We start from the raw sequence: 22,317 nt of genomic DNA on the forward strand, positions 1-22,317 counted from the left end.
TATCTATCCTATAGATGAATGGCTTATTGGCCATTCATTGAGTGTAGTAAATTAAATAGACAGGAGGAGCTCAGAAAAACTTACAGTGAATTGCTTCTTTTTTACGTTGATTTGATTTAATAGATGATTTGAGGTGTGCGATTTAGATGAAGAATGAGCAGGTGTTTAAGGTTCGAAAGTTAAGGCTTTAGACTGTGAATTTAGATAAGAAAAGAAAAAGGCTGAGTTGTTAAACTCAGCCTTTTAAAAGGTTACCTATTGATTACTAGAGTAATCTATTTAGTTAGGTCAATTTGGTAAACGCCGAAACCAACATCGTCAGTCGCTACACGTTTCATTGGGTATTGACCCTTCTCTTTGATGAACTGTGCCGCTTTCTCACTTGGCGACGTTTCAAAGCGGATATCTAGCTTTTTATCTGTTTTGATTGGTGCGAATGACCAGTTGTTGTCAGCCGTTGGGCTTACTTGGCCTTGCTCTTTACTTACGCGAGAGATGTAGTTTGCAAGCACAGTACGGTTCTCATCTGGTGCATCAAATGCGATGAAATCTTCACCTGTACCTGGGAACTTAGCACTGTATGCACGGTAGTTGTTGGTCGCGATCAAGAAGTCTTGCTTCATGTCGATTGGCTTACCTTGGTAAGTTAGGCCAACAATACGCTGTGAGTCAGGGTTAACGACTTTACAGTTTGCATCGTATTTCGCAGGTTGAGTTACGTCGATTTGGTAATCAACACCGTCGATAACATCGAAGTTGTAAGTTCGGAAGTTATCCCACTCGATCAGTTGTTGTGGTGCTGTTGAGTTCACGTCGATCTGGTTGAATTGACCAGCAGAACACTCAAGCCACTCTTTTACTTCGTGACCGGTTACCTTCATCGCAACTAGCGTGTTCGGGTAAAGGTACAAGTCAGCTGCGTTACGGAATGTCAGTTGACCAGATTCAACTTCAGTGAAGTTTGCTGGGTCATTCTTACGGCCGCCCGCTTTGAACGGTGCAGCTGCTGAAAGTACTGGCGTGCCATCTAGGTCTGGGTCACCTTGGATGAATTGCTCAACGTAATCTTTCTGTGCAAGGTTAACAATCTGTACTGTTGGATCGTCTTGTACTAGAGACAGGAAGCTGTACATCACATCGTCTGCTTTACCAATTGGCTGGTTAACAAACTCACGAGTACCTGCGTGGTCTTTTTCTAGTGCTGTTACGATGCCTTCATCTGCAGCAGCAAGCGACTTCTTCTCGATCTTGTCGTAGATAGGGCGTGCTTCTGATTGGCCTTTAACCACTTCCCACTTACCGTCTTTTTGTGCCAGTGTTAGGTCCATAACACCTACGTGGCTACCCCAACGGCCTGGCATGACTGCCGCAACACCGTTCATGGTGCCGTTTTCGTTATCAACACCTTGGATGTTGTCGAAGCCTTTACCAGGGAATACCGCGTGAGAGTGACCGAATGCGATAGCATCAATGCCTTCTACTTCAGAAAGGTAAAGCGTAGAGTTTTCTTCGCCTGCTTTGTATGGGTCTTGAGATACGCCAGAGTGAGGGATCGCAACGATAACGTCTGCACCTTCAGCCTTCATTTGAGGCACTAACTCGTTAGCAGTTTCAATGATGTCGCGAGCAGTAACTTTACCTTCAAGGTTCTTCTTATCCCACGTCATGATTTGTGGTGGAACGAAACCGATGTAACCCACTTTGATCTCATGCACTACGCCAGTTGTATCTTCAAACGTGTGTGTCTTGATGATGTAAGGCGTGAAGTAGTGCTCTTTCGTTTCTGCGTCGTAAACGTTAGCACTGATGTATGGGAAATCAGCGTCGTTGATAGACTCTTCTAGGAACTCAAGACCGTAGTTGAATTCGTGATTACCGATGTTTGCTGCATCGTAGCTTAGTTGGTTCATTGCTTTGTATGCAGGGTGAACTTCACCTGCAACGATGCCTTTGTCTGCCATGTAATCACCCATTGGGCTACCTTGCAGCAAGTCACCGTTATCAACTAATACGCTGTTGGTTACTTCGTTTTGAGCTTCTTTTACTAAAGTTGCAGTACGTGCTAAGCCGATTTTTTTCGATGGCTTGTCTTTGTAGTAATCGTAATCCATTAGGTTGGTATGGATGTCCGTTGTCTCTACGACACGTAGTTTAATCACTTCATCGGTATCTGGTGTTGTTGTACAGCCTGCTAGAGTCAAACCAAGACCCGCAAGTACAGCCAATGACAAAGGTTTCATTGCAACTTTCATTTTGTAGCTCCAAAGTGGATAGTAGAAAATTCGTTGCGTAATGTAACAAAATGGAATAAAACAATGATTACAACGAATGTTAATTCGTGACTTAGATCGATTACTTTATGGTGTTCTGCAAGACGCCTCCCAAAGCTGTTCAATCGATGCGCAATTGGTATCAATTATATTAGTCCATTCATTTCACTTGCTTATCGATAAATTCAATCCCTTATCAGCTTTTCGAATAAAAAATGAAATTTTAGAATTTCCAGTAATATGAGAGGCTCGTCATAATGCCTATATCAAGGACGTATCAGGCAGATGAATAGCAAGGATAGCTCAACACGAAGCTTCTGTTTTCTTCTAGTGCCAATACTCCCATTCACTTAAGTGGATGAGTTAAATCCCTTGCTTGGCAAGACCAAGTAATGAATTGCTCGTAACGCGAGCCTTAAAGGAAGCACTGAAATGGACCAAGAACGTTTAACCCACCTAAAACAGCTAGAAGCGGAAAGTATTCATATTATCCGTGAAGTAGCGGCTGAGTTTGATAACCCAGTAATGATGTACTCCATCGGTAAAGATTCTTCTGTGATGCTTCATTTAGCTCGCAAAGCGTTTTACCCAGGCAAGATTCCATTCCCACTGCTACACGTTGATACGGATTGGAAATTCCGCGAGATGATTGAGTTTCGTGATCGTACGGCTAAAAAGTACGGCTTCGACCTTTTAGTACATAAGAACCCAGAAGGTATTGAGATGGGATGTAGCCCGTTCGTACATGGTTCTTCTAAGCACACTGACATCATGAAAACTCAAGGCCTTAAGCAGGCGTTAAACAAGTACGGGTTCGATGCCGCTTTTGGTGGTGCGCGTCGTGACGAAGAAAAATCTCGAGCGAAAGAGCGTGTTTATTCTTTCCGCGACAAGAACCATACATGGGATCCAAAAAACCAGCGTCCTGAGCTTTGGCACACCTATAACGGTCAGGTGAATAAGGGCGAAAGCATTCGTGTATTTCCATTATCAAACTGGACTGAACTGGATATTTGGCAATACATCTATCTAGAGAGCATCGATATTGTTCCACTTTACCTTTCAGACAAGCGCCCGGTTGTTGAGCGTGATGGCATGCTTATCATGGTTGATGATGACCGCATGGAGCTGCAAGAAGGTGAAGTGATTGAAGAGAAAAGCGTTCGTTTTCGTACTTTAGGCTGTTACCCACTAACCGGAGCGGTTGAATCTGAGGCGAATACGCTAACAGGCATTATTGAAGAGATGCTGGTGGCTACGTCTAGTGAGCGTCAAGGTCGAGCGATTGACCATGATCAGTCAGGCTCTATGGAGCTGAAAAAGCGCCAAGGTTATTTCTAAGAATCTAAGGAAAGAAAAATGAATAGTGCAGTAGAAGCCGAATTGGCTGAACTAGGGATTGAAGGTTATCTAAGTCAGCATCAGCATAAATCTATGCTTAGATTTTTAACTTGTGGCTCAGTAGATGACGGTAAAAGTACGCTAATTGGTCGCTTGCTCCATGATACAAAACAGATTTATGAAGATCAGTTAGCCGCAGTTCACTCGGATAGCCAACGAGTGGGTACTACAGGTGAGAAGCCTGACTTGGCACTGCTTGTTGATGGCTTGCAGGCTGAACGTGAGCAAGGCATCACGATCGATGTCGCTTACCGCTACTTCTCGACGCAAAAACGTAAATTCATTATTGCTGATACCCCTGGGCATGAGCAGTACACGCGCAACATGGCTACAGGCGCTTCAACGTGTGATCTGGCGGTGATCTTGATTGATGCTCGTAAGGGCGTACTGGATCAAACGCGTCGTCACTCGTTTATTTCTAACTTGCTTGGTTTGAAGCATTTCATCGTTGCAGTCAACAAGATGGATCTCGTGGAATATTCACAAGATCGTTTTGAAGAGATTCGCGATGAATACCTAGAGTTTGCTGAAAACCTAGAAGGCGAAACTAACATTCAGATCCTGCCAGTTTCGGCGCTTGAAGGCATCAACGTTGCTGCACCAAGTAAAGAGCTAGCATGGTTCGAAGGTCCATCTCTACTGGAAGTGTTAGAGAACGTCGATATTGATCAAAAGCGTTCTGCGGGAGAATTCCGTTTCCCTGTGCAGTATGTGAATCGTCCGAACTTAGATTTCCGTGGCTTTGCAGGCACAGTGGCCTCTGGCCGTGTAAGTGTTGGTGACGAAATCAAAGCACTGCCGTCAGGCAAAACGTCTAAGGTTGCACGTATCGTGACCTTTGATGGTGATTTGGAATCTGCACAAGCGGGCTTGGCGGTAACGCTGACCCTTGAAGATGAGATCGACATCAGCCGTGGTGATTTGATTGTGCTGGAAAACGCGCAAATTGAATCTACTAACCATGTATTGGCTGACATCGTGTGGATGACAGAACAACCACTGCAACCGGGTAAAGCTTACGACATCAAGATCGCAGGCAAGAAAACTGTCGGTCAAGTTGAAACCGTTTGTCACCAGTATGACATCAACAACCTGTCGACTCACGCTGTTGATGAGTTGCCACTCAATGGCATTGGTTTGTGTGAATGGTCACTGAACGAGACTGTCGCGCTGGATAAATACCGTGAGAGTGCCGATACCGGTGGCTTCATCGTTATCGACCGACTAACCAACGTAACGGTTGGTGCGGGTTTGATTCGAGACCGTTTGGACTCTGTTGAGCAGCAAGTCGGTAACTTCTCTGCATTTGAACTTGAGTTCAACGCATTGGTTCGCAAGCATTTCCCTCATTGGGATGCCAAAGATTTAAGCCAACTACTGAAGTCATAAACGACTAAGTAACAGCTTATTGAATCAGGCGGAAACCGATCGTTTCCGCCATAAAGGACGGGTATATGTGGCAACAAGGATTTGTATTAGCGATTTTGCTCGGCATTATTACTTGCCTGCTCGTTACCCGTATTAAGCCAAGCTTTATTTTTGCTGGTGCGGCGTTTATTGCTTTTATGGCTGGTATGATCGACTTGTCGAGCTTAGCCAATAATTTCACTAACTCCTCATTACTGACTTTAATTCTTCTGATCCTCGCATCAAGTGCGTTGGAGAAAACTCGCTTAATCAGCTGGGTTAGCCGCAATATCTCTGAAGGTAGGCTAGGTACTGTGGTTGCGAAGTTAGGTATTTCCACAGCGTTACTTTCTTCTTTTACTAATAATACGGCAGTAGTTGTCTCTTTGATCGGAGCGATCAAACGTAATCAACAGCATGCGCCATCTAAGTTACTTATTCCTTTGTCATACGCTGCTATTCTTGGTGGAACACTGACATTGATCGGTACCTCAACCAACTTGATCATCAATAGCTTTGTTGAAGATGCCGGACTGCCAAGCTTAAACTTTTTTACACCCACTTTGATCGGTTTAGCGGTTTTAGTCGGCGGTGTGTTGATCCTTATCCCTCTGAGTTACTTCTTACCAAGCTACGATGATGGTTCCCAAGATGATCTGCCTTACTTTCTAGAAGCGAGAGTTGAGCCCGGCTCACCGTTAGTCGGCCGCAGCGTAAGTGAAAATAACCTCCGAGCATTGAGAAAACTGTTCTTAGCGGAAGTGATTCGCGACGGTAAAACCACGGCTTCGATTGACCCTGATTTTATTCTTCAAGCTCGTGACCGATTGCTGTTTTGTGGTGATGTCGAGAGCGTGGCGACACTGCAAGAAATCCAAGGACTGACTCTGTTTGGTCAGCACCATTTGAACGGTCAGAGCTTCGTTGAAGTTGTGGTGAGTTCATCGGCAAGCTTTTGTAACAAAACACTGAAAACCAGCCAGTTTAGAGACCGTTTCGATGCAGTTGTGGTTGCTATTCGTCGTGGTCATGAACGCCTTGAAGGTGGGTTAGGGAATATCACATTGACCGCTGGTGATACCTTGATTTTGGTTCCCGGTAAACGCTTTGAAGAACAGCGCCAACAACACAATAAAGAGTTTGTGTTGATGAATGACTTAGATTCGAGTGCCAAGCTTGATGCCGATAAATCGACGTTTGTGTTGCTCGGCTTTGCTAGCGTAATTGGCCTCGCTCTTGTTGATGTAGTACCTATTATCAAAGGCTTAGCTGGTTTCTTACTATTGCTGGTGGCATTTGGCGTGGTACAACTTGGTGAACTTCGTCGCCGTTTTCCGGTTGATATTGTGGTGATCGTGGGCTCTGCGCTGTCTATTGCTCAACTGATGATTTCATCAGGACTATCTGAGCGCATGGGGTTGATGTTCATGGAGGCCTTTAATGGTTGGGGAGTGTTCGGCGCGTTAGTTGCGACTTACTTTATGACTTTGGTTCTGACTGAGCTTGTTACCAATAATGCGGCTGCAGCACTCTCATTTCCTATTGGTTACAGCATGGCGGTAGGCTATGGCGTCGATCCCATGCCGTTTATCATGGCGGTACTATTTGGTGCCAGTGCTAGTTTCATCTCTCCATACGGCTACCAAACCAACTTACTAGTTTATAGCGTAGGTAATTACCATCTTACGGATTACCTGCGTATTGGTATTCCAATCTCGATTGTTTATTCGGGTTTGGTATTGACCCTAATTCCTTATTTTTTCCCATTTTAATGCTGTTTATTTAAAGGACTAATTATGACCGCAGTACTCAAACCAAAAGATGAGAATGTTGTGTGGCATCAACACTCGATTGATAAAACATTTCGCGCGGATCTGAAATCACAAAAGCCAGCTGTGCTCTGGTTCACGGGGTTGTCTGGTTCTGGTAAATCGACAGTCGCTGGCGCATTAGAAAATCGCTTGGCACAGCTTGGTTACCATACTTACTTATTGGATGGCGACAATGTGCGTCATGGAGTATGTAGTGACCTTGGCTTCTCTGAGCAGGATCGTAGAGAGAACATCCGTCGTATTGGTGAGCTCGCTAAATTGATGGCGGATGCAGGCTTGATCGTGTTGTCAGCCTTTATTTCTCCGCACCAAGCAGAAAGACAATTGGTACGTGACTTACTGCCGGAAGGTGAGTTTCTGGAGGTGTTCGTCAATACGCCATTAGAGGTTTGCGAACAGCGTGATCCTAAAGGTCTGTATAAGAAAGCACGTGCCGGAGAGATCCCGAACTTTACAGGTATTAGTTCAGTGTACGAAGCGCCTCAGAACCCTGAGATTGATCTACCTGCAGGTGAGAAGACGCTCGATGAATTGGTTGAACTGTGTATTGATGCGTTGGAGAAGCGAAATATTTTAGCCAATTGAGATCGTTGGTATGATTAAGGCTGTCCACTTGCTTATCGGTTTGTTCATAACTGACAAGTAATACAGCCTTGGTTTACCGAGACAAGAAACCTATCCTCTATATTCTCTTTATTCTTCTCAATCCACTTCACTTTTTACACCGTCTATTTCTTAAACTCTATTATCTAGACGGTGTAATTCACGCTGCTTTTCACTTCTGTCTGAACCGTGAATTTCTGGCTCAATAGTGCAATCAGCTGGTCGTAATACTGTGTGTTTGGCTTGTTGCCAAGCAAGGTACAAAGCTCATTACCTGTTGGGCTGAATCGGTAGTAAACCAGCTTCACCCCTTTTGATAACGGTGCCAGTGACATACATTTACCTTGATAGGTTAGGTGCAGAGCTGGATCGAAATCAATTTCTCCAGACTCTAACTCAGTGCCGAGAATAATCCCGAGTTCAATCAAATGGAGCAGGCTAGAGTAGGGAAGGTTATGCCCACCAAGGTTGATGGTGTTGGTGGTGTCTCTTTTACCAAAGCTGAACAGCCCTGCATGAGATTTGAAGCCGAGTAAGAGCTTTCTGCTGTTATCGCTACCAAAGCTACAACCCAGTGATGCCGCTCTTTGTAGGGTCAGTGCTTCCTTTGGCGTCATGTCTTTTAAGATCTGAAGCGCCTTCATCGACGTCGAGCCTGGGTTAGTGACTTCTCGTTTCAGTACTTGAGCCCATAGCCTTTGCATCGATGTATTGTGGATCTCTTGTGCCATATCGAAAAAGCGGTACAGCCAGTCCTGATCCGGGTCGCCCGCCGCTTCATCCTTACATGAAGAGTGCGCCAACTTTAGAATCTGTTCTAGGTTCTTTTGGCGAAGCTCTCTACGTTTTTTCTCTCGCAATAGTGCCCGTTCGATAAGGGTACTCTCACCTTTATCGTTTGGCTTTGCATTGTGACTAATTAAGGAATCGAGGCCGAAGCTTTGTGCGATGTGCAGCATTCTGCTGGCACTGTCGGCAATATGAGGCTTTTTCTCATGCTTGTGCTGTGTATCGCTAGCATGCTCGATGATCACTGGCTGTTTGGTTTCTGACATAAGAGTATCCTAAGGAAACGACTTAACTGTCTAAAATGTAACTCTTTATCTTATTGGTGGCTAGATTTTGCGTGCAGAGTTGAAGGTTTCAACAAAATTTTACTGTTGCTAATGATAATAAAATGTTAAATTTGTTGTGGTTCTCAAGGAGGAGTTATGAATCAAGTCAATGATAACAAGCTGAAGAAACAGCTTTGTATAGGGTTATTACTCGCGACTTATGTCGCTGTGCTAGCTTACTTATCTAATTACATTGCGTAATTCAGAAGAAAATTATCGTTATTAAACTGTTATTGAATGATATCACTCGTTCAGTGACGGCAGCTCATCCTTGAGCCACCCTTCTAATGACTACATGTCGTCATATTCTTCAATCGCAGCACCTTCAATAAGATAACCGGTTTGCGCTAAGTCATGGCTGATCGACTCAGTTTTCAGCGTACCGACTAAATAAATCACATCCCATAACTGCTGTATTGGTGCACCTTTCGGGAACTTCACGTAGATGATTTGGTTCGGTGGTGGCGGTGGTACGTGGATACATGCGCCAAAGTAGGGTACTAGCAGAAACTCAGTGATCATATTCTCATCACCTTCCAATGGAATCACAAAACCAGGAATCTTTACTGTGCTGCCATTCAGTTCTGGGCGAACAGCACCAAGTGTCGATTGTTGAGGTTTGTCCATACTATTGTGGTCAACCATCGGCATGCCAAATGAATCTAGTTGAGCACGCTCTGATTCTGGAATCAAATCAATCCAATCAAGTGTTAACACCGATTCGTCGTTCTGAGTGGTTTCAGCGTGAGCTGTGCTGATAAATGGGAACAGAAGTAGCCCAAATATCAGGAGGAATTTGCGTTGCATCGTAGGTTCCTATTTTAGATTCGAATGGTCATGCCATCAGATAATGACTGACGGTAAGCCCTGAAAGCGGGAATAAAGCCGATAATGATTCCGGCAACTTGCACCAACATAAGCAGTTTCCACTCATGAGGTGTGATTGCGGATATCGATATGTTGATACCATAACTTTGTTGCACAATAGGAGCAACCACTGCGATCAGAGCAAACAACACCGCAACACCTAATGTAATGCCAAGGAAGGTTAGCGCACTGGCTTCACTGATCAGTAAACCAAACACATGACGAGGTCTGGCACCCATCGCACGCAGAATGGCCATCTCTCGACGTCTTTCTTGCAAGCTAGTGAGTAGACTACTCAGCATCCCTAGCAGTCCCGCGACTACAACAAACCCTGAAACAATCAGCAGTGCTTGCTCTGCCACTGCCATCATTCCCCACAATTCGTGAAGTGCAATGCCCGGCATAATGGCGCTCAAAGGTTCTTGGCGGTAGTTATTGATTTCTCGTTGCAGTGCGAAGGTTTGGATCTTTGAGTTAAGGCCAATCATCATCGCGGTAATCTGCTTTGGTTGGAAGTCACGTTGCTTTAGCGCTTCAGCATCCGGTGTGTGCCCGAGGTTAACCCCCGATTCCCAACCAACGTGAATCGCTTCAATGGCCTCTAACGAAACATGCACCGTTTTATCTACTGGTGTGCCGGTTGGCGCGAGTATTCCGACAATGGTGAAGGGCAGATTGTCGTGGCGACTGAAGGCGACATCACTGATACCGTGCGCCAGAATGATGTGATCACCAATCTTGTAATCTAACTTCTTCGCGACATCGGCACCAATCACGACATCAAATAGCTGATTAAACTCTTTACCTTGCTGAAAAGTAAGTGGTTGCTTACTTCCATAGCGATAATTCTCGAAGTAGCTATGGTTAGTGCCCATTACGCGGAAGCCTTTATGTGAATCACCCAATGAGATTGGGATCGCCCACTTTACAGCGTTGTGCTGGCTAAATTCTTCATAGCTTTTCCAGTCGATGTTGTTGGTCGCATTACCGATTCGAAATACGGAATAAAGCAGCAGGTTTACCTGACCTGAGCGGCCACCGACGATAAGGTCAGTACCTGAAATCGTATTCGCAAAGCTGCTCTTAGCTTCGGTTCTTACACGTTCCACACCGAGCAAGAGAATCACTGACACCGCCACGGTGAGAATAGTCAGAATGGCTGTGGCTTTACGGTTGAGTACGCTTTTTAAGGCTAAGTGAGTAATTACTTTCATACGACAACCTTAGCTTGGTTAGCGGTTTTTAAATCTATGGTTCGAGTGAACAGTTTTTCTAGTGTTGGATCGTGACTAACAAAGATCAAGGTAGAACCCGCCTGATTCGCTTGTTCTAGCAACAGTTCGATAAAGGCTTCTCGGTTGTTATGATCCAGAGCTGATGTCGGTTCGTCGGCAATAATGGTTTTGGGTTGGCCGATCAAAGCACGAGCGGCAGCAACACGTTGTTGTTGACCAATACTCAACTCGGTAACGGGCTTGTCCATGAGAGCTTGAGGTAGCTTTAATCTGAGCAACAACTCTTGAGCGGTGGCTTGCAGGCTGTTCTGACTTTTAGTGACTTGCTGCTTACGAATCTTAGAAAACTGACAAGGAAGCGTCACGTTGTCGATGACTGACAAGTAAGGAAGCAGGTTAAATTGTTGGAATATATAACCAATATGATCGGCTCTGAATTTGTCTCTCTGGCGAGGTGTTAGCTGTGTGAGATCTTGGCCAAGGATAGATACTTCGCCTTGTTCAGCTTGGTTGATTCCGGTCAGTAACCCTAACAATGTTGATTTCCCACAACCACTTGGCCCTTTTATGAAAAGGTGCTCTTGAGCTTGGATGTGCAGAGAAGGGATCTCTAGCGTTGGCGGTAATTCAGGCTTCCAACGAAAGCTAATATTTTCGAGTTTGACCACAAGTGATGAACTGTCAGAGGGCATGCGAGCTCCAATAATTAAAGCGGTGTATCTACTGGACAGCAATTAGAAGCATAAATTCCCTAGAGCACACCGATTTGAACAGCCAAGTAAGTAGGTACTTACTTGGCTGCTTATTTACGTTTAATCCGATCTGGGAGTGATTAGAATCGGAAACTAATACGCTCTGCGTTAAGCACTTCTTGTACTTGAGCTGTGTCTGTTAGTAGGTTCACCGTCATTTTTTCAGTGTTGCTGAACTTAGAGAACCACTGAGTGCTAACTGTGTCTAGCTTAGCAACATCTGAACATTCATAGTGGTACTCAACAGTGAACTCACCGTGGCCACCTTGTGAGTGATCGTGGCCTTCATGGTCGTGGTGCTCGTGACCTTCATGGTCTTTGTGGTCATCATGATCATGTTCAGCATGGTCATGGTCTTTGTGGTCATCATGATCGTGTTCAGCATGGTCATGGTCTTTGTGGTCGTCATGATCGTGCTCAGCGTGGTCTTTGTGGTCCTCATGACCGTGTTCAGCGTGATCATGGCCTTCATGCTCATCATGATCGCCTTCTAGCGTGTTGGTCACTGATTTAAACTTCAGAGTACAGCTCGCATTGTTAAAGCTAAACAGTTCGTCTGGCTTGTTCAGTTGTGCGATAGCTTGTTCAAACACTTTCTTTTGTTCAGCGGTTTCTGGATCATGTTCAAAGCCAACCACATCGGCACCTGGCGCTGTTATTTCAACAAGCAATTCTTGTCCATCTTGAGCGATGTTTACTTCAACTTGACCATGTACGTGCGCACCATGAGAGCGGAATTCTTCGTTTGCTAGAACATTAGTAGAGACAGTCATGCCGATAACAACGGCTAAAATAGAAGGTTTCATGTTTTGTTTCCTGAATAAAGGTTAATTAAAAAGTAGTGGTAATTAAGTGTTTTTGACAGGAGGAGAGCGCGCTAGATAGGCGAAATAGAGGCGCTGTAGTGAGGTTACTGATTCTGTGATAACGGCAGTAAACTCTGAATGAAACTCTGGAACTTGTGGCAGCGAGTGTGCCGTAATGAACTGATTTATTGAAAACAGCTCACAGTGATGCGAAGTGTGGTGCTCTGGGTCAATGTCCACCATGTGTGTTGCTGCTAACACGCTTAGCATGAGCATCAGCCCAAGCAAGAAGCTTGTTTTGCGTTTCACATTGTTGGGTGTGTCTTGCCACATCAGGATGATTAACCACAGAATAAAAAAAGGATACTGTTATAATATAACAATATCCTTTGATAAGATCTCGAAAAAGAGGTGAATATCTGATTAAAGACTCGCTTTAATCAATTCAATGACTTGCGTGACCTCTGATTCGTTAAGTGCGCCTTCTTTCACAAACAAGATTTTTCCCTGTTTGTCCTGAACAATAATCGCTGAGCTCTCTTCTTTCAGAGCCCAAGATGAAGCAACGGTGCCATCTTCGTCTAACACCATAGAAGACCATGGAAACTCTTCTTTGCTGCTTTCTGCTGACGATTTAACAAAAGAACCCGTACCCCAGATAGCATCATCTTGGTTGATGATGGTGGTGGTTTGGTAGCTGTCTTCTGAGAACTTCGAGGCGGTAATGGCTGCCATCAATGGTGCGTTTAGCTCTTTAGAGCTGCTACGGCCAGCGATAGCTTGAACGACGCGAACTTTACCTAGGAGGTTGCTGGTTGCCCAAGCTTGATATCCGGTATTACCGTCGTTTAGAACGATTTCACCATAGTTGCTAACATCAACAGCAGGCAGAGTTGAACCTACAGATAGATTGTGAGCATTGGCGAAGAGTGGAGAGGCCGCGGCTAAAAAAGCCAGTAGAGTTTTGTTTTTCATTATATTTTTGTTCCGCTTATTGGTTTGCACTGGAAGTATAATATGAAATTTGAAAAATGCCTCTTTAACTTTTTTATCGTACGACGTAGAAAGAAGTTGCAGGCTTGTTACCAAAAGGTATAATGCATCAATATCGAGATAAACAATAGATTATCTTGCTGTTTGCTAAAGGAATTAGCGATTAAATGTGCTTTGAACAGCGACGCTGTTCAGGTATGTGACTGTAGTACTCAAATGGAATTGAGGTTTTATTATGTTAAGAAAATTTTCTACTTACCGTCCACATCAGGTGGCGCGTTTCGTTAAAGTCCTGTTCAAGGGCCAATTTGCTATCGAAGGTATCGGAGAGTTTCGCTTCGACCAAGGCAAGGTGCTTCTTCCTGAAGTTTCAGACAAACAAAAGCTCACTATTTTTAAAGAAGTTAACGGCACGATTGCTGCGTTGCCGGTGTAACTGCGCTTTATCGATTTGTTTGCACCGAATAGATTAACAATGAAGAGGGCTTCCTAATGGAAGCCCTTTTTTAATGCGTGTACTTTCTCGCTGGTATGTCGAACGGCACTTTATTGTGGAGGGAAGCAGACACCTGTTCCACCCAACCCGCAATACCCATTCGGATTTTTAGCTAGGTATTGCTGGTGGTAGGTTTCTGCGAAAAAATATTTTCCAGCAGGCAGAACTTCCGTCGTGATCTCGTTGCCTAATGATTCAGTCATTGCTCGTTGATATTCACGTTTAGAGTGCTCAGCGATAGATTGTTGTTCTTCACTGAAGGTGTAAATCGCGGAACGGTATTGAGTCCCTAAATCGTTGCCTTGGCGCATCCCTTGAGTTGGGTCATGACGCTCCCAAAAGGTTTCAAGTATTCGAGCTAGAGAGGTTTGTTCGCTATCGAAAATGACACGAACGACTTCGGTATGGCCAGTTTGTCCAGTACATACTTGTTCATAAGTGGGGTTAACAGTGTATCCGCCAGCGTAACCAACGGATGTTGAAATAACGCCATCCAATTGCCAAAACAAGCGCTCAGCTCCCCAGAAGCATCCCATACCAAGTAGGACTTCTTGTTGAGAACTCGTAGGCGCATCGAGCAGGTCAGTTTGATTGACGAAATGGCGCTCAGTAATTCGAATTGGGTCAGCATTTCCCGGTAATGCGGTTGCTGCAGAAACCAGTTGTTGTTTGTTTAGCATGTTATATTCCTTTTCGCATACGTTTACCGCGCTGGCTTTTATTTAACATGGGTTCATATTAACTGTTGGTCAATATTGAATAAGTCTTTAAATTAGACCGTGTTATTCCAGGATTTATTACAGACTCAATGCCTATTTAGCGGTATTATTTCTTTTCACTTATTAACGTATTGATAACTTCTTCACCAATTAAACATGATAAGAAAAACTTTACCAGTTCTGATTGGCACTCTACTGTCATCGACGCTCGCTTTCGCTGACGTTTCCCTTGAAATCAAAGGGCTGGATGGAGCGCTTGAGGATAATGTTGATGCTTATCTGAGTGCGATCCCTGAAGAAGAGTATTCGATCTCACTAAGGTTCCAATCTCGCTTGGAATCTATGATTAAAGAAGCCCTGAATGCGTTAGGCTACTACCAACCTGTTATCACATTTACTCACTCCGAAGATGATACCGAGTTGACCGTTACGGTTGAGTCGGGAGAGCCTGTTATTATTTATGCTTCCGATATCGTTCTGACGGGTGAAGCCAAAGATGACCCAGACTTTCTAGCGTTGATCGCTAAGAGTAAGCTGTCTAAAGGTTCAATCTTGAACCATGGTAATTATGACTCTTTGAAATCGTCGATACGTAATCTTGGATTAGCGAAAGGCTATTTTGATGGGGCATATGACCTCAGTAAGCTAGAAGTCGCCCCTGAATTAAACCGCGCTTATGTTCGTCTTCATTATAACAGTGGTATTCGCTATCACTTTGGTACCACTCAGGTTACTGGTAGCCAAATAGAAGAGGATAAGGTGCAGTCACTCAAACCATTTAAAGATGGCGAACCTTACTCCATTACCAAAGTTGGTGAGTACAACCAAAATCTATCTAATACTGATTGGTTCTCGTCGGTATTTGTTGAGCCTGATTTAAGCCAGTTGGGTGAGGGCAGAGAGATTCCGATGAAGGTTAGCCTTGCTCCACAAGCTCGTAACCAAATCGAAACGGGTATCGGTGTCTCAACAGACCTTGGCGTAAAAGGCACTCTGAAGTGGAAAAAACCTTGGGTTAACGAAAAAGGCCATAGCTTCAATAGTAGCTTGTCGATTTCTAAGCCTGAACAGACGATTACGGCGGCGTATAAAATCCCATTGGATGACGTACTTAATGACTACTATCAAGTTAAGTACGGTATGAAGAACTTAGATAATCGAGATACCAAAAGTTTGGAATCAAATTTAGCCTTAGAAAGGTATTGGCGTCTGGATAATGGCTGGCAGCGCACGGTATTCATTCGGTACTTGGTCGAAAACTATGAGCAAGGTTTACAAGACGATTTAGCACAATTTGTATTGCCGGGGATCTCGTTCTCACGAACTCGAACACGAGGCGGTTCGATGCCGATGTGGGGCGATAAACAAACCATTATGTTTGAGGCGGGTGATGATACTTTGTTATCTGAAACCAAGGTGGTACGTTTTCAAGGGCGAACGGCATGGATACGAAGTATTGGCAATAACCATCGTGGTTTAACTCGCCTTCAATTCGGCGGTAACTTTGCAGACGAGTTTGAGAAGCTGTCTCCCTCGCTAAGGTTCTTTGCCGGTGGTGACAACAGTATCCGTGGTTATGGTTATGAGTCTATCTCTCCTCGCGATGAAAGTGGCGCACTAACGGGTGCAAAATTCATGGCAACCAGTTCGTTTGAATACCAATACCGTTTGGTTGGAAACTGGTGGGGGGCGGCATTCTACGACATTGGTGATGCATTCAATGACAAACCTGATTGGAAGCACGGTACCGGAGTCGGGGTGCGGTGGGCCTCTCCTGTTGGTCCAGTGAGTTTAGATTTTGCTTGGGGTCTAGATGCAGCAAAAGGTGATGAGTTCCAACTGCACTTTAGTTTAGGGAAAGAATTATGATCAAAGTGATGGGAAAATTCATTAAGTGGACGTCGATTTCATTGACGTCTATTTTACTGTTGTTGATAGCCTTACTAGGTTTTGTTTTGTTCACCAATCCAGGGTTGAACACTGTGCTATGGGGTGCTGAGAAAGCGTTGCCACAACTTAAAGTGGAAAGTACCAAAGGGGCGCTTTTCCCAAGCTTTACGCTTAATAACGTTCAGTTTAAAGATGACAGCCTGCATATCGATACCAAGGTTCAAAAGCTGAACTTGGCTATTAATCCTCGCTGTCTGCTCGATCCTAAGCTGTGTGTCGACCGCTTAGCTATTCAAGGGTTGGACTTCGCATTTACTGAATTGCCGCCAGCTTCTACAGAAGAAGCAGAGCCTACTCCGCCCGTAACATCGGTAAAAACACCGCTGCCAATCGTAATCAATCGAATCGCTTTATCTGATATCAAGCTGAATATCCTAGGCCATGAAATTGAATGGAGTCTGTTCTCTACGGCTTTGAGTATGCAGGGCGAAAAGCTGACGGTATCGCCAACCTTATTCAATGATCTGAAAGTTAAACTCGCGGAATCGACAGAAGAACCGCAAGCAGAAGCTGTCGAGCCAGGGACTGCTACTAAAACTGCTATCGAATTGCCGGAAGTCTGGATTCCTTTACAGATTATGTTGGAGCGTTTTGATCTCAACCGTTTTACCTTAGAGCAAGAAACGCCAATTGTGGTGAACCATCTTGGACTCGAGGCGCAAGCTGGTGGGCACTCTGTGAACGTTTCATCTCTCGAGCTCGACATGCCACAAGCAAGCGCGAATCTAACGACTAAGGTTGAGCTCAAAGGTGGCTACCCGCTAGACCTTTCTTTAGATGCTTTGGTGAAAGAAACCGACCTTGCTGGGCAGAAGTTGTCTCTGAAAGCGCAAGGTAGCGTGGCTAAACTAAACCTAGATTCCCAATTTTCTGATCTGATTGAGGCAAAGTTGTCTGGGGAGATTCAACCGCTAGAGCCAACTCTACCGTTTGACCTTCTTTTAGAGGGCGGCCAAGCGCAATGGCCTCTTACAGGCAAAAGCGATTACCAAGCGACAATTGATCAATTCAAAGCTGATGGCTCACTAGATTGTTTCAATGTTCTACTTAAAGGTGAAGCGGATGGTAAGGAGATTCCTGCCCTAGCCATCGACCTAAAGGGTAAAGGTACCACTGAACAAATAGAGCTTGAGCGACTGAAACTGAAGACCTTGGGCGGTGAACTCAATGGCTCGGTCAAAGCGAGCTGGAAAAAGCTTGTGAATTGGCAAGCGGATGTGACCCTAAAAGACATTCAGCCTGGTCTGCAATGGCCAGAAGCGGAAGGTAACATCAGCGGTAGTTTAGTGACTTCGGGGGAATTGACCGAAGCTGGTGGCTGGGCGATTGAGCTACCTAAGCTTGATATCGAGGGTATCTTGCGTGATTACCCGTTGGACATCGAAGGTCAGTTGTCAGCGTCGGATCGTAGTGCAAGTGGTGAGCCTAAACTGCAAACCAGCGGCTTGAGCTTGGCTCATGGTGTTAACTCGATTAAGGCACAGGGACAGCTTGATAAGCAATGGGACATGGGCGTTGATATTTACTTCCCTGAGCTGGTGAAAAGTGTTCCAGACTTGAAAGGACAAGTGATTGGTAACATCCAACTTAGCGGCCCCACGAAAGAGCCTGAAGTCGATCTTGCACTTAATGTTGATAAGGTCGATTGGAATAACGAAGCAACACTAGAATCCCTATCGCTTAATGGTTCGGTGGTTCCCCTACCATTGCCTGAAGCTCAAGCCGATCTTGTATTAAAAGTTAAGAACCTAACCTATCAAGATCAAAGTGTGGAAAGCATTGATCTTACGGTGAGTGGTGGTGAGAAGAAACACACAGTGACACTTGATGTGATATCCGACATCGTGTCGACCAGCTTGGCTATCTCTGGAAAATTGATTCAGAAGCCTTCTCTTATTTGGGATGGTTCGTTAGACAGAGTCAAAATCACCACTCAGCAGGGGCCTTGGGTATTAGACCAGCCTGTCGCGATAAAGGCGGACGTCGATAAGCAGTTTGCCGACGTTCAAGCGCACTGCTGGAAGCAATCTAGTTCGAGTGTCTGTCTGGATGAGGATATCCGCGCCGGAAAATCAGGTGAGGCTAAGATTGCAATCAATCAGTTCGACTTCGATCAGATCAAAGCCTTTGTTCCTAAAGAGACGGAACTGCAAGGTTTAGTGAATGTTAAAGCTCATGCCAAGTGGTCTGAACAAGGTGAGCCTGAGGTTACGGTAAGCGTTGATATGCCGAAAGGTCAGGTTGTTCAACAAGTTGGCGAGCCCATCACACTGGGTTGGGAAAGCGTTGCATTGAATGCCCAGCTAAAAGACAACAAACTGGATGCCGACTTTAAGTTGGATGTTTCCGACAATGGTGATCTGTCTGGCACGGTGTCGCTACCGGATATTCTTGTCGAAGACAAAATGGTCGATGCTGCAATTAAGCTGACCACGTTCCACCTTGATTTCTTACAGCCACTCCTAGGTGAATATAGTTTATTAAAAGCCGACCTTGAGAGTGAGCTTCAAGTTAAAGGCTCTTTGATGCACCCTCAAGTATTTGGTCAATTCTTTGTTGATGGCATTCAAGTCAAAGGTGATGTTACGCCTGTTGATGTGAAAGATGGCCGTATCGCTCTCGACTTTGATGGTTATAGTGCAAAGTTGGATGCGAATATTGAAACGCCCGATGGTCACCTTGATATCGAGGGAGGCGGGGTTTGGCAAGATCTTAAAGTATGGCACTCTAACGTCAGAGTGTTTGCTGATGAGTTGATGGTTGATATTCCGCCGATGGTCAAGGTGAAGGTCGTGCCTGATATGACCATTGATGTCACACCAGAATTGGCGAAAATCACCGGTGATATTGCATTACCATGGGGACGAATTGTTGTAGAAGACTTACCACCGTCAGCGGTAGGTGTCTCTTCTGATCAAGTTATCTTGAATAAAGATCTAGAGCCAGAAAACGAAGATGCGATTCCATTCAATGTGATGACTAATATTAATATTTCTATTGGTGATGACTTTAAATTGTCTGCCTTTGGTCTTGAAGGTGATTTGGTCGGTAAGCTTAACGTGGCTCAAAAAGATCAAGGTCCTTTTATTACAGGCGAAGTAAACATCGTCGATGGTACTTACCAATCATTCGGGCAAGACCTGTTGATCGAAGAAGGTAAGATTCTAATGAACGGACCTCCGGACCAGCCATACGTCGCGATAAATGCGGTACGTAACCCTGATAATACTCAGGACGATGTGACCGCAGGTATTCGAGTGACTGGCCCAGCGACAGAGCCGACGATAGAGATTTATTCTGACCCTGCAATGCCGCAAGCCAATGCGCTGTCTTATATTTTGCGTGGCCAAGATATCGACGGTGAGTCGAGCGGTTCGATGACAACCACCTTAATTGGTTTGAGTTTAGCGAAGAGTGGTAAGGTTGTTGGTGAAATCGGTGAGGCATTTGGTGTACAGGATTTACAACTGGATACCGCAGGTTCTGGTGATGACTCACAAGTAACGGTAAGTGGTTACATTTTGCCAGGCTTACAGGTGAAGTATGGTGTGGGTATCTTCAACTCGTTGGGTGAGTTTACCGTTCGTTATCGATTGATGCAGGATCTCTATGTCGAAGCTGTATCTGGCCTAGACAGTGCAGTAGACCTTCTTTATCAATTTGAGTTCGAGTAACACTTTGAGCGGGATTGACTAGCGGATGACGAATACTAGGGAGTGGGTATGCAGCACCTCGTTTTTGTTTATGGGACATTGAGAAAAGATCAATCGAACCACTACTATTTAAAACAGTGTGAGTGTTTAGGAAGGTTTGACACACCAGAGGAATACGCACTTTTTGATTTAGGTGCCTATCCGGCGATGATTCTTGGAAAGAAAAGTGTCGCTGGTGAGGTCTATATCATTAACGACGAAATTTTAGAGTCGCTCGATCGGCTAGAAGATGTTCCTGTTGAGTATCGTCGCGAGCAAATAGAGACTATATTTGGATTAGCATGGGTATATTTGTATCAGCTTGATCTAACAGCTAATAAAGAAATACTTTCGGGTAACTGGTGTAAGCGGAACAACCCGCTATAGTGAATGAACTACTGGAAGCATTCTGACGCAATAGCTAAAAGTCTCAATGTACAGGCTAGTCTTTTCCACTAGGAGGAAATTATGAAATATCTATTATTGGTGCTATCAGTAATGTTATTTGGTTGTGCGCAAACTCCGCCACCAACGTCAATGAACACAGCCGATTGGCAGAGCTTTGGCGAAGAAATGGCGCTAAAAGGAAAAACCAAGCAGACTGAAGCAAGCTTGGCTGAAGCCGCGTCTTCACCATCCATTGATGCAGACTTATATGCCGCTTATGGTCAAGGTTATGAAATGGGTAAAACTCAGTATTGTTCTCAAAACCCGAGAGCGCTAGGTCGCCGTGGTGAGACTTACCTTGGGATTTGTGACGACGTCGATAAATGGTTCCGTTTTAACTACGAACGTGGTGCTGAATCAAAGTATAGCGTTCAATAATTCGGTGATTGTTTAACGCAGCGAACAACAAAAAGCCAGCATGTGAATGCTGGCTTTTTTAATGACGTTAATTTAATAAATAAACGAATGGCTTAGTCTGGGTTAAGCTCAAGAAATTCTTCTACTTTTTTCACCATGTTCTTCGAACCGACAAAGAAAGGTACGCGTTGGTGTAGCTCTGTTGGTTTGATATCCATGATGCGTTGGGCACCATCGGATGCGATGCCACCCGCCTGCTCCATGATGAAGGCTATTGGGTTACATTCATACAATAAACGTAGCTTACCTTGAGGGTGGCTTTCTGTACTTGGGTACAGGTAGATGCCGCCTTTAAGCAGGTTACGGTGAAAATCAGATACAAGAGAACCAATGTAGCGAGAAGTGTAAGGGCGATTATCACTTGGTTCGCTTTCCTGACAGTATTTTATGTACTTCTTAACACCTGTAGGGAAACGAATGTAGTTACCTTCGTTGATTGAGTAAATTTTACCTTCGTCAGGGATCATCATATTTTCATGAGACAGACAGAAGGTACCCAATGATGGGTCGTAGGTGAAGCCATTTACGCCTGCACCAGTTGTGTATACAAGCATGGTTGAAGAACCGTAAATTACGTAACCTGCGGCCACCTGCTTATGTCCAGGTTGTAGGAAGTCTTCTTGCGTTGGTGGAGTTCCAATCGGTGATACTCGACGGTAGATAGAGAAAATGGTACCAACCGATACATTCACATCGATGTTTGAAGAACCATCAAGTGGATCCATCAGTACAACGTATTTTGCGTTTTTGTTGAGCTCTTTATTGAAGGCAACGGCTTCGTCTTCTTCTTCACTCGCGACGCCACAAACTTGATCTCGAGCTTCAAGTGCGGCTTTAAATTTGTCGTTAGCATACAGGTCTAGCTTTTGTTGCTCTTCACCTTGCACGTTGTCTGTACCAACAGCGCCAGTAATGTCGACAAGACCTGCTTTGTTAATTTCGCGGTTAACAATTTTTGCAGCAAGGCGAATTGATGACAAAAGGGATGATAGATCACCGCTTGCATGGGGGAAGTCATTTTGTTTTGCAACAATGAACTCACCAAGGGTGCGCATCTCAGACATGTTATTTCCTTAAACTTCTCTGAATATTAGGGGGGATTTGAGCACTATTGAATTTGCCTCTTGTACGGGCTTTATTCATCTAGACGCTTACCTAAATTCTAAAGGCTAGATCTTTTTAATGGTAATGAACTAAGCGACGCAGATCTCACTTACTATGTCGACTAAATTTGTTTTGCATTGTCACTCGCTTTTAATCGTCATTTAATGATAATGAGTGCTAGCCGTTTTAATTAGGCATCGTTTATTTAGCC

General features: G+C 44.6%; 19 protein-coding genes. 9 read left to right on the forward strand and 10 right to left on the reverse strand.

Annotated elements, in window-relative coordinates; translation table 11 throughout:
* Window positions 1-275 precede the first annotated feature (275 nt).
* The gene (locus CWO08_RS18750; RefSeq protein ID WP_108020911.1) at window positions 276-2,252 is read right to left on the reverse strand and encodes a bifunctional 2',3'-cyclic-nucleotide 2'-phosphodiesterase/3'-nucleotidase; all 1,977 of its coding nucleotides are present in this window, start codon (window positions 2,250-2,252) and stop codon (window positions 276-278) included.
* 414 nt (window positions 2,253-2,666) lie between these two features.
* Here CWO08_RS18750 and cysD point away from each other — a divergent pair, with 414 nt between their 5' ends.
* From cysD to cysC, 4 genes are all read left to right on the forward strand, one after another.
* Window positions 2,667-3,611: a sulfate adenylyltransferase subunit CysD gene (cysD, locus tag CWO08_RS18755; RefSeq protein WP_226088532.1), complete on the forward strand. Its 945-nt coding sequence runs from the start codon at window positions 2,667-2,669 to the stop codon at window positions 3,609-3,611.
* A gap of 18 nt (window positions 3,612-3,629) precedes the next feature.
* Complete coding sequence (gene cysN, locus CWO08_RS18760; RefSeq protein WP_108020912.1) at window positions 3,630-5,060, forward strand: sulfate adenylyltransferase subunit CysN; 1,431 nt, start codon at window positions 3,630-3,632, stop codon at window positions 5,058-5,060.
* Window positions 5,061-5,125: 65 nt separating this feature from the next.
* Complete coding sequence (locus tag CWO08_RS18765; RefSeq protein WP_048659290.1) at window positions 5,126-6,850, forward strand: SLC13 family permease; 1,725 nt, start codon at window positions 5,126-5,128, stop codon at window positions 6,848-6,850.
* A gap of 24 nt (window positions 6,851-6,874) precedes the next feature.
* Entirely contained in the window at window positions 6,875-7,495 is a 621-nt protein-coding gene (cysC, locus tag CWO08_RS18770) for an adenylyl-sulfate kinase (protein WP_108020913.1), read from the forward strand.
* A 164-nt stretch (window positions 7,496-7,659) separates the two neighbouring features.
* Here the strand turns inward: cysC and CWO08_RS18775 are convergent, their stop codons facing one another.
* The 7 genes from CWO08_RS18775 to CWO08_RS18805 all read right to left on the reverse strand — a co-directional run bounded on the left by CWO08_RS18775 (window position 7,660) and on the right by CWO08_RS18805 (window position 13,263).
* Window positions 7,660-8,568 (reverse strand): TIGR03899 family protein, encoded by a 909-nt coding sequence (locus tag CWO08_RS18775; RefSeq protein ID WP_108020914.1) that lies wholly within the window; start codon window positions 8,566-8,568, stop codon window positions 7,660-7,662.
* 351 nt (window positions 8,569-8,919) lie between these two features.
* Window positions 8,920-9,435: a DUF3299 domain-containing protein gene (locus tag CWO08_RS18780; protein WP_108020915.1), complete on the reverse strand. Its 516-nt coding sequence runs from the start codon at window positions 9,433-9,435 to the stop codon at window positions 8,920-8,922.
* Window positions 9,436-9,449: 14 nt separating this feature from the next.
* Window positions 9,450-10,709 (reverse strand): ABC transporter permease, encoded by a 1,260-nt coding sequence (locus CWO08_RS18785; RefSeq protein ID WP_108020916.1) that lies wholly within the window; start codon window positions 10,707-10,709, stop codon window positions 9,450-9,452.
* Window positions 10,706-11,422 (reverse strand): ABC transporter ATP-binding protein, encoded by a 717-nt coding sequence (locus tag CWO08_RS18790; protein ID WP_108020917.1) that lies wholly within the window; start codon window positions 11,420-11,422, stop codon window positions 10,706-10,708. The genes CWO08_RS18785 and CWO08_RS18790 overlap by 4 nt, the downstream gene beginning before the upstream one ends.
* Before the next feature lie 140 nt (window positions 11,423-11,562).
* Complete coding sequence (locus tag CWO08_RS18795) at window positions 11,563-12,288, reverse strand: DUF2796 domain-containing protein (RefSeq protein ID WP_108020918.1); 726 nt, start codon at window positions 12,286-12,288, stop codon at window positions 11,563-11,565.
* Between the two features lie 42 nt (window positions 12,289-12,330).
* Complete coding sequence (locus CWO08_RS18800) at window positions 12,331-12,621, reverse strand: DUF2607 domain-containing protein (RefSeq protein ID WP_060983529.1); 291 nt, start codon at window positions 12,619-12,621, stop codon at window positions 12,331-12,333.
* 90 nt (window positions 12,622-12,711) lie between these two features.
* Window positions 12,712-13,263 carry a YtfJ family protein gene (locus CWO08_RS18805; RefSeq protein ID WP_017632272.1) on the reverse strand — a complete coding sequence of 184 codons (552 nt, stop codon included), beginning with the start codon at window positions 13,261-13,263 and terminating at the stop codon, window positions 12,712-12,714.
* Between the two features lie 253 nt (window positions 13,264-13,516).
* On the opposite strand from CWO08_RS18805, the gene CWO08_RS18810 reads away from it, so the two are divergent.
* The gene (locus tag CWO08_RS18810; protein WP_004735283.1) at window positions 13,517-13,717 is read left to right on the forward strand and encodes a DUF1107 family protein; all 201 of its coding nucleotides are present in this window, start codon (window positions 13,517-13,519) and stop codon (window positions 13,715-13,717) included.
* Between the two features lie 110 nt (window positions 13,718-13,827).
* Here the strand turns inward: CWO08_RS18810 and msrA are convergent, their stop codons facing one another.
* Entirely contained in the window at window positions 13,828-14,457 is a 630-nt protein-coding gene (gene msrA / locus CWO08_RS18815) for a peptide-methionine (S)-S-oxide reductase MsrA (RefSeq protein WP_048662151.1), read from the reverse strand.
* A gap of 195 nt (window positions 14,458-14,652) precedes the next feature.
* On the opposite strand from msrA, the gene CWO08_RS18820 reads away from it, so the two are divergent.
* The 4 genes from CWO08_RS18820 (at window position 14,653) to CWO08_RS18835 (ending at window position 20,963) form a co-directional block, all read left to right on the forward strand.
* Complete coding sequence (locus CWO08_RS18820) at window positions 14,653-16,365, forward strand: autotransporter assembly complex family protein (RefSeq protein ID WP_108020919.1); 1,713 nt, start codon at window positions 14,653-14,655, stop codon at window positions 16,363-16,365.
* Window positions 16,362-20,120 (forward strand): translocation/assembly module TamB domain-containing protein, encoded by a 3,759-nt coding sequence (locus CWO08_RS18825; protein ID WP_108020920.1) that lies wholly within the window; start codon window positions 16,362-16,364, stop codon window positions 20,118-20,120. The genes CWO08_RS18820 and CWO08_RS18825 overlap by 4 nt, the downstream gene beginning before the upstream one ends.
* A 48-nt stretch (window positions 20,121-20,168) precedes the next feature.
* Window positions 20,169-20,525, forward strand: a complete 357-nt coding sequence (locus CWO08_RS18830) for a gamma-glutamylcyclotransferase (RefSeq protein WP_048659278.1) — start codon at window positions 20,169-20,171, stop codon at window positions 20,523-20,525.
* An 81-nt stretch (window positions 20,526-20,606) separates the two neighbouring features.
* Window positions 20,607-20,963, forward strand: coding sequence for a DUF2799 domain-containing protein (locus tag CWO08_RS18835; protein WP_048659277.1), 357 nt, complete (start codon window positions 20,607-20,609; stop codon window positions 20,961-20,963).
* Between the two features lie 92 nt (window positions 20,964-21,055).
* Here the strand turns inward: CWO08_RS18835 and fbp are convergent, their stop codons facing one another.
* Complete coding sequence (gene fbp, locus CWO08_RS18840; RefSeq protein ID WP_048659276.1) at window positions 21,056-22,066, reverse strand: class 1 fructose-bisphosphatase; 1,011 nt, start codon at window positions 22,064-22,066, stop codon at window positions 21,056-21,058.
* Between the last annotated feature and the right edge of the window lie 251 nt (window positions 22,067-22,317).

It is taken from the genome of Vibrio sp. 10N.286.48.B8 (assembly GCF_003050085.1).
In the GTDB taxonomy this organism is placed as follows: domain Bacteria; phylum Pseudomonadota; class Gammaproteobacteria; order Enterobacterales; family Vibrionaceae; genus Vibrio; species Vibrio crassostreae.